At 59.5% G+C, this 7,826-nt stretch carries 11 protein-coding genes; 3 read left to right on the top strand and 8 right to left on the bottom strand.

Annotated elements, in window-relative coordinates; translation table 11 throughout:
• Positions 1-366 precede the first annotated feature (366 nt).
• From HGI47_RS21725 to HGI47_RS21695, 7 genes are all read right to left on the bottom strand, one after another.
• On the bottom strand, positions 367-588 hold the full coding sequence (locus HGI47_RS21725) for a DUF2188 domain-containing protein (protein WP_168854849.1): 222 nt from the start codon (positions 586-588) through the stop codon (positions 367-369).
• Between the two features lie 188 nt (positions 589-776).
• The gene (locus HGI47_RS21720) at positions 777-932 is read right to left on the bottom strand and encodes a hypothetical protein (RefSeq protein ID WP_168854848.1); all 156 of its coding nucleotides are present in this window, start codon (positions 930-932) and stop codon (positions 777-779) included.
• A 16-nt stretch (positions 933-948) separates the two neighbouring features.
• Positions 949-2,286, bottom strand: a complete 1,338-nt coding sequence (locus HGI47_RS21715) for a hypothetical protein (RefSeq protein WP_168854847.1) — start codon at positions 2,284-2,286, stop codon at positions 949-951.
• 154 nt (positions 2,287-2,440) lie between these two features.
• On the bottom strand, positions 2,441-3,052 hold the full coding sequence (locus HGI47_RS21710; RefSeq protein ID WP_168854846.1) for an AAA family ATPase: 612 nt from the start codon (positions 3,050-3,052) through the stop codon (positions 2,441-2,443).
• Complete coding sequence (locus HGI47_RS21705; protein WP_168854845.1) at positions 3,036-3,272, bottom strand: hypothetical protein; 237 nt, start codon at positions 3,270-3,272, stop codon at positions 3,036-3,038. Before HGI47_RS21705 ends, HGI47_RS21710 begins: the two co-directional genes overlap by 17 nt.
• An 11-nt stretch (positions 3,273-3,283) precedes the next feature.
• Positions 3,284-3,673: a hypothetical protein gene (locus tag HGI47_RS21700; protein ID WP_168854844.1), complete on the bottom strand. Its 390-nt coding sequence runs from the start codon at positions 3,671-3,673 to the stop codon at positions 3,284-3,286.
• The gene (locus HGI47_RS21695; RefSeq protein WP_168854843.1) at positions 3,670-4,227 is read right to left on the bottom strand and encodes a hypothetical protein; all 558 of its coding nucleotides are present in this window, start codon (positions 4,225-4,227) and stop codon (positions 3,670-3,672) included. The genes HGI47_RS21700 and HGI47_RS21695 overlap by 4 nt, the downstream gene beginning before the upstream one ends.
• Before the next feature lie 125 nt (positions 4,228-4,352).
• Here HGI47_RS21695 and HGI47_RS21690 point away from each other — a divergent pair, with 125 nt between their 5' ends.
• The 3 genes from HGI47_RS21690 to HGI47_RS21680 are packed head-to-tail and all read left to right on the top strand — an operon-like array spanning position 4,353 to position 6,761.
• On the top strand, positions 4,353-5,006 hold the full coding sequence (locus tag HGI47_RS21690) for a multiubiquitin domain-containing protein (RefSeq protein ID WP_168854842.1): 654 nt from the start codon (positions 4,353-4,355) through the stop codon (positions 5,004-5,006).
• A 7-nt stretch (positions 5,007-5,013) separates the two neighbouring features.
• Positions 5,014-6,402, top strand: coding sequence for a ThiF family adenylyltransferase (locus HGI47_RS21685; protein WP_168854841.1), 1,389 nt, complete (start codon positions 5,014-5,016; stop codon positions 6,400-6,402).
• Complete coding sequence (locus HGI47_RS21680; RefSeq protein WP_168854840.1) at positions 6,399-6,761, top strand: DUF6527 family protein; 363 nt, start codon at positions 6,399-6,401, stop codon at positions 6,759-6,761. Before HGI47_RS21685 ends, HGI47_RS21680 begins: the two co-directional genes overlap by 4 nt.
• A 77-nt stretch (positions 6,762-6,838) precedes the next feature.
• Here the strand turns inward: HGI47_RS21680 and HGI47_RS21675 are convergent, their stop codons facing one another.
• Complete coding sequence (locus HGI47_RS21675) at positions 6,839-7,357, bottom strand: hypothetical protein (RefSeq protein WP_168854839.1); 519 nt, start codon at positions 7,355-7,357, stop codon at positions 6,839-6,841.
• Between the last annotated feature and the right edge of the window lie 469 nt (positions 7,358-7,826).

The raw sequence follows: 7,826 nt of genomic DNA, 5'->3' as shown, positions 1-7,826 counted from the left end.
ACCAAAGCCCTTTTACCCATAGACCTGTGCGAGCCCCACCGCGGGTCGTACTTGTAAGACTTTCGTACGCCTGCCGGCGCCCGAAACCCTTCGACATTCTTGCCGTTTAGCGCTGCGGATGTGAATGTCCGCCTACAATGGAAGCGGCCATTCGGCGGGCCGCAGAAACCCTCGCACCGATGTCCAGGCTCGCGGACAAACCGGAACGGCAGGTTTTAAGGCGCTGCTGGCGGATCGCTGCCCTTCGTTTGGCTATGTATGATGGCAGCTGCGCGCCCCCAATATCGGTGGTTCGCAATCGCTTTCAGCACCCCAAAAGCCGCCGATTGCGGTAGGGGCCGCGCAGGTGCGCAGCCCCAAGGTTTCTCAGCCGCGCGGCGGGAAAGGATCGCCGCCAAAGCTGTCTCGCTCGCGGATCTGGCCGTTGCGGCCGTGGATCAGCAGCTCGCTGTGCTGGTTTCGCGCGATTCCGCGTGCCGCCTCAATCGCAGCAGCCTGAGTTTCGTGCACCGATGTCGCGCGCTCGTTGCCCGCTCCGCGGACCGCCCAGCCGCCTTCGTGCGGCACCACATGTTGGTTCTTGCCCATATTCGTCTTCCTCCTTCCCCGCGCTGTCGGGTAAGCCGGCTTGCGACACCGCTCCCGAACCCCATGATTGGCATTCAAAGGGATAGGCTGTCCGTGGCTACGCTCGCGGACATCTGAGAGTATTATTTTTGTGTTCGAGGCAGTGTGCTGATTCAGCTCATCTAGATTAGCGCTATACGAGCCCGCGATCAGGCGGGTCGCTTCTTCCGCTCGGCAGGGCGTTGGCCATATCGCTTCTGCAGCGCTTCCTCGATCTCCTTGAGTGCCTCCTCGATCGACTCGGTCGTCAACTGGTGAATCGATTCCTCGAACCGCCGACTTGTCGGCGTCGATCGGTGTGGCACGCCGAATGACGCGCTGCTAGCTCTGCGCCTGGCCATTGCTCTCTTCCTTGGTCAGGAGGCCGAAACGCCTCCACATGTATCTCGGGTTCAACTCGGCGTTAAAATGATGCTTGCGCTTGATCCACACGAACCCTTCTGATCGCGTGATCAGCGCAACGTCGATGGGTCCGCCGACGGTGCCGGCGTCGTCCGACGCCTTGCGTTCGATTGCCGTGATACTGACGAGCGCCTCGGCGAGCTCGATCAGGTCCTGCTTAGGCATGAGCGCAATCGTTTCTTTGAACTTGCGCTCGAATTCTTTGGTCAACTTCCTGACGAACTTTGTCTCGAACTGTAGGGCGATGAGGTTGCCAAGGTGCCCCCCCATATCCTTGGCCGAAATTTCGGTGTCATCGCTTTTGACGATTCTGAGATTGAGCCGGGCGAAATTGGCCGCGAGACTCTGCGACACATTTTCTTCAATGAATTTTCGCGCCTCGTCGATGAAACGGTTGTCGGTGCCGCGCAGCAAGCGGTCGACCACATCGGTCTGGGCGAACGAGATGGCCGCCCCGGTGTCGCCGCCGCGTTCGATCGTCACGTTGTGTGATTGGCGATATCGTAGTTTCTGCGCGACATGGCCGTCGATGTCGACTGCGCACAATGACGGAAATAGGTCCTTGCCGCCAAAGCCGCAGATGATCAGGCCGGTAGCAGTCAGACGATCCAAATCCTTAAGCAAGCGCTGTGTGACCAGACGAGAGAACATTTCGCGCTGATCGTCGTTGGGTTCAAACGGGAGTACTCCGTCTTCCAACTCGCCGACTAGAGATCGCACTGTCGGGATGACATCTTTCTCCGCCAATCCCTCAAGGCTGGAGAGCGTCGGCTCTTGGACGAAATACTCGATCCGTGCCTTCATCGTCTCAGTGTACAGCGCTTGAAGGATGTGCTGCAGGTTCTGATTACCATCTTGCGCGGCAACCTCTTCTAGCCGATCGCGCACAAGCTCACTTAGCCCTTCGGCCTCTTCGCGGATCAGCCCATCCTGCCAGCGGCTGACATCGTCGGGCTTTACTGTGGGATGGTCTGCCACGAACGCGAGGAAGCTCACCATCCATTGTTCGATCGACAGCTTCGCTGCATCTTTGGGCGGCGTACAGCGAAACTCCTTGGCTATGATCTCCCACGGTACCCCGAGGAAATCCATGCTGCCGTTGACCATAAGCGCAACAGGATAGAGTTCGCTCAGCTCGAACAGCTTGTCGCCGGTATTGAAGACCTTGTCCCCGCCGTCATAGCCCGGAATCGTAACCGCGCTGTCGGCAGCTAGCGCAACGCCGAGCCGGTTGATTACGGCGATTTCGGTCGTCATGTCAGCATCCGGTCGGAACTCGCCGATGTTCGGGGTCGTTACCCCGGCGACGCGAGGGACTCACGTCGTTCTGAAGCAACTTAGACTACAGCCGGCCGCGCGCGGCAACGGGCAATCTGTCAGGACGGTAGATAGAAGGGCGGAGGCGACCCACTCAGTTTTGGGGCGGGTCGGCGAGCGCGCGCCGCAACGCCTCTGGGGCATCAGGATCAAGCGCAATCGCGCCGTCGTCGAGCTTTTCGGCAACTTGCCGAGGTTCGGCACCGCTGTTGTCGAAGATATAGGCGCGATCAGCGTGATCGAGAAACCAGGGCAGCTGCGCGAGGGACCTGTAGAATCGCGCCGTGATCTTCTCACGAGGCACATCGTGACCCCCTCGAGCCACGCGAACCCGAACGCGTTCGATATTGAGTTCGGGCGAACGCAGCATCACGTAGATCAAGCAAATTTCGAAGCCGCCCTCACGCGCAGCCTCGACTAGTGCCCGATATTTGTCTGTCGACAGCACGGTTTCGACGCCAACCGTATGGTGGGTTTTCAACGATGCTTCGAGCCATGCCATGATCCGTTCGACCGCTTGGCGGTTCGCGGTATCACGCTCGAGCCTCTCTTGGTCAACGATGCGTTGGGTGAGCAGATCGGGATTGATGATCCACACCGATCGCCCAAAATCGTCGATTAGCGTGGTGTCGTAGAGCGTGCTCTTGCCCGAACCGTTTGGCCCCGCGACGATCCAGAGCTTGGGACGGCTAGACGTCGTCGCCATCTACACGATCGCGATGACCAAACAGAAGCTTATTTTCGCGACGCGCGCGATCAACCGAGCGCGCAAACGATGCTAGCAGATCTTCGCCAAACGACTCGCTTTGCGCATCGACGCGCGCGCCCTGTACGCGCTTGCCCTGTGCACTCGTCATGCTGCGCGACGTGAGTTTGCCGCGGCGCTTGCCGACCCGGTCAAATCTCTTCTCGACTATCCGCACCATCGATCGCTTCCCTACTTCTTTTCGTCGGGCACTATCCCGAGCGCCGCCAGTTGCTCCAGCGCCACATCGATCTCGATATCGCTCATCTCTTCGACGTCAACCTTGCCCGTAATATCGCGAACCCGCGCACTGGCAACAAGGAGGTCACGCATGATCGTTCGCTGCGGTGCCGCCCGACGCGCACCACGGCGGCTGACGCGGCGGGGCTCAACCGGCCGAGTCAAGGCGGCAGGTCGTGCACGGCGGACAACGGAATCAACCACCGCACGCGCCTCGCGCGCAATGCCGCGTGCAGCCGACGATGCCAGAACCTCGTCGTCTCGGCACTCAATCAACGCGTCCTCGACCAGCGCTATGGCGCGGTCAGTCAACGCACCTACATTATTGATCATGGCCTTCATGCAAACATCTCCTGGGCCGCCGCAATCTTACGCCGAATGCGCCTGCGTGTGCTATCATAAGTTGTTTGGTCGATACCGAGCCTATCCTGGATTTCACTGGGGGCCAGCTCGTCTATCAGTCCGTGGATCACGCCGAGCGCCGTATCGTCATTGACGAACAGTTGCTCGATCGACGTCAACAAATCGCGCCCGATTGCTTCCAGCTCGGGATCAGCTGCTGGCGCCGGCATGGCCGCAATGGCGTCGTCAGCCGCACTACCCGAAACTTCCCAAACCTGAACGCGCCGAGCTTCGCTGGCGATGCTGCGTATCACCTCGCGCATGAACACCACGAACGGAACCGACGACGGCCAACGCCGCCTGCCATCAAGTGTACGCTCGACGGCTTCGTGTAGCAAATCGTCCCAACCAAGCCGCTCGAGTCCACGGGCGCGCAGCCGTGCAATCTGACCCAGACGCGCGAAATCGGCTTCAGTCAGTGCTGCGACCGCCATCGCCGCCTCTGCTGTGGAGGCATATTGGTCGTCTGCCGAATGTGCGCGCGTGGCTGCCATGTGCCTCTATGCTGGTCTCAACACACGACGCGGACAACCACCAAATAAAATAAATTTCTTATGCTTCGATGTCCGCGAGCCAACTCGTCACCAGCATGAAGCGGCATGGACAAAGGAGACCCGCGATGACCGACGATAAGAAGTCGAAGCCGTTCAAGATTCAGATCGACAAGAACGAGTACGAGCTCGACAACGCGACGCCGACTGCTCGGGAGCTGCTGACACTCGCCGGCAAGACGCCACCCGAGCATTTCGCGCTCTATCTCAAAGACAAAGGTAAGCCGCAGCGCCTGCAGTTGGACGAACGCGTCGATCTGCGCGAACCGGGGGTCGAAAAGTTTGTCACGCTCCCGCTCGATCAGACCGAGGGGCTGGGCGCGGGGCGGCGACAATTTTCGATGCCTCAAGAGGACGCCGACTGGCTCGAAAATCTCGACCTCGTCTACGAACTGGTCGCCGAAGGCGGAAATCCCAGGGTCGTAATCTACGGCTGGCCGGTGCCGTCGGGCTATAACGTCGACAAGGTCGACGTGAATGTCAGGATCGATCCTGGCTATCCCGACACGCAGATCGATATGGTCTACTTCAGTCCGGCACTGCACCGGGTGGACGGGCGGGCGATCGGTGCGACCAGCGACGACAGTTTCGACAACAAGATATGGCAGCGATGGAGCCGCCACCGGACTGGTACCAATCCGTGGAGGCCGGGACTGGACAGTCTATCTACCCACTTTGCATTGGTTGACGATTGGTTGGCGCGCGAACTCCGTAAAGGGTAGCATTTCGATGTCCATTTCGCTCACGCTGACCGAAGACCAGCATCGAATGCTCCGTGACCATCTCTTTCCCGGCGACGGCAAGGAGGCGGTCGCGCTGTTGCTTTGTGGTCGCGCCATGGACGGGAAACGCGTGCGATTGATCGTAAACGATGTTCACCTGATACCATATGACATTTGCTCCCGGACGTCAGACAGTGTGACATGGCCGACGGATATCCTGCCTGACCTCTTGGACCGAGCAGCACGCCGCGGTCTGAGTCTGGTCAAGATCCACGGTCATGAGGGCGTCAACCGGTTCTCCGAAACCGACGACGTATCGGATCGGGAGCTCTCTGCCAGTATCAGCGCTTGGGCTGATGGTCCGCACGGTAGCGCCGTCATGCTCGACGGGGAGCGGATCTTCGGGCGGCTCTTCGACGAACACGGCGGATTTCCGGCATTCGATCGGGTTCTATGCGTCGGGGACGACATCCGCGTGTGGGATACTACGCCTGTGACGGACTTCGTTCCCGAACATGGCCGCCGGATCGCTCAGAGTTTCGGCGCCGGCACCTTCGCCGCGCTCGGTCGGCTACGGATCGGCGTAGTCGGCTGTTCGGGGACAGGGAGCGTCGTCATTGACCAGCTGGCACGCAACTGCGTCGGTGAGCTCGTGCTTGTCGACCCCGATCGCATCGAGCCAAAGAATCTGAACCGGATCGTGAACAGTCGGCTCGAGGACGCCGAACAACAGTTATTGAAGGTCGACGTCATGGCCTGCTCGATCGAGGAGCTGGGCTTCGGTACGCGCGTCGAAACGTGGCCAGTATCGCTGTTCGACCCAAATGCCATCCGCGCGATCGCGTCGTGCGATATTGTCTTCGGGTGCATGGACAGCATTGACGGCCGCCACCTGCTTAACCGGCTCGCCTCCTTTTACGGACAACCGTATTTCGATCTCGGTGTAAAGCTTGAAGCTGATGGGGTCGGCGGCGTTGATCAGGTGTGCGGCACCGTGCACTATCTCAAGCCGGGCGGATCGAGCCTGTTTAGCCGGCACGTCTATTCGATCGAACAGGTCCGCGTCGCCGGACTAATGCGCGCCGATCCCGCGCAATACCGCGCGCTGCGTCGAGAGGGGTATATCAAGGGGGTGGAGGAAGATCGTCCCGCGGTCATCCAGCTCAACAGTCTGATTGCCTCACTTGCGGTCAACGAACTGCTCGCGCGATTGCACCCGTATCGCCTGGATCCGAACGCCGATTATGCTGTGCATCGGATCAGCCTCAGCCACGGCATCTACGAATACGAGCCCGACGGCGAACCGTGCTCGCTGTTGGCCCGTCATGTCGGGCGCGGGGATATTGTGCCGTTGCTCGACATGCCCGAACTTAGCGTGAAAGCATTTATGGTATGAAGCTGGTCACTCGCATCCGCTCCTGGTTCGCGCGCGTTTTGGGGCGCGACATCTGGACGATCGAAAGTTGCAATGAAACACCCGACGCCCCAGCCGCCCGCCGCGTCTATCTTATCGGTGACGCGGACGACCCTTGGGCAGCAGCGTTTCTTTGCCCGTGTGATTGCGGCGAGCTAGTTCAGCTAAGCCTCATGCGCGACGACGATCCGAGTTGGATCGCCTGTGGCGCCACGGGCGATCGCGCGAGTCTGCATCCCTCTATCTGGCGCATTCGCGGATGCCGAAGCCACTTCTTCATCAAGGATGGGCGCATTATTTGGGCCAAGGAAGCGCGGCCCGACCGGAACGTTCCGACGTGACATAGGCGGTGCCTGATCGTTCAGTCCTTCAACACCGCATGCCTCTCGTACCAATATCGGCGGTTACCTGCTGCAGCCTAGCGCTGCCTTGTCGCATTTCTCGATTGCATCGCCCGCAAGATATCGGCGGTCGGCTGCCAAGCTAGCGCATCCGTCTCATCGTTGATGGAAACCATTACTGGATCCGCCAACTCCAGCCGCGCCGGGGGGATAAGCTTGAACTTGGAATAGAAGCCGGCCTCCATGAGGAATGACATGCCGCCAAGCTCCATATGCCATATGCAGCGATCGGGAACTGCGACACGCCATGGAAGGACGATCATGCGTCCCTTAAGAGATCCAACAGTGTAACTGGTGGCTGCGGCGACGGCGGTCAGATTGTCGGATGAGACATTCTCAAACACCCATCGCTCAAGCGTCGCACGATGTTCTGCCAGCGCAAATAGATCGTTCTCACCATGTGGGCTGACGAAGCACCGCCACACGATGCTGGCAACAAAGCGTGACAGCTTAGCCGGGGACGGATTGGGAACGTCAACGGATTGGGCGCCGGGATACAATCGAACCAACTGGCGCGCCTTGCGGATGAACTTCATTCCACAAGTATCGAGTTCCGCTGTCACCTTTTCATGGTAGTCACACAGAAGGTCGCGATCGAACGGGCCCGCCTGCATGCTTTGGGGGCGACCTGGAGTGCGCGAGAGAAGTGACAATGTTTTGTCCTTGCCCCTTACCTCTAGCGCCAGCGAGCGAGGCACCAAGTGACTGCGGACAGTTTTCGGATCGCCGCAGATCAGGCAGGGCATGCAGCAAAAGTCTTATTGATAGGCCTCACAGGATCGCACCCCAATACTTTCCGGATGCCTATTAGTTCACTTCCCGGAATTTCCCGAATCTCCAGCGCAAAATTACTTATGAATGGACGGCAGCTACCGGAGCTCTCATTCGCGCCGGCCTACGACTGCTATGTCGAAGGGTTTCGGGCGCCGGCAGGCGTACGAAAGTCTTACAAGTACGACCCGCGGTGGGGCTCGCACAGGTCTATGGGTAAAAGGGCTTTGGTGT

The sequence above is a fragment of the Novosphingobium sp. ERN07 genome (assembly GCF_012641335.1).
Classification (GTDB): Bacteria; Pseudomonadota; Alphaproteobacteria; order Sphingomonadales; family Sphingomonadaceae; genus Novosphingobium.
The sequence above is the reverse complement of the archived record's forward strand: the minus strand, read 5'-3'. Positions and strand labels throughout refer to the sequence as shown.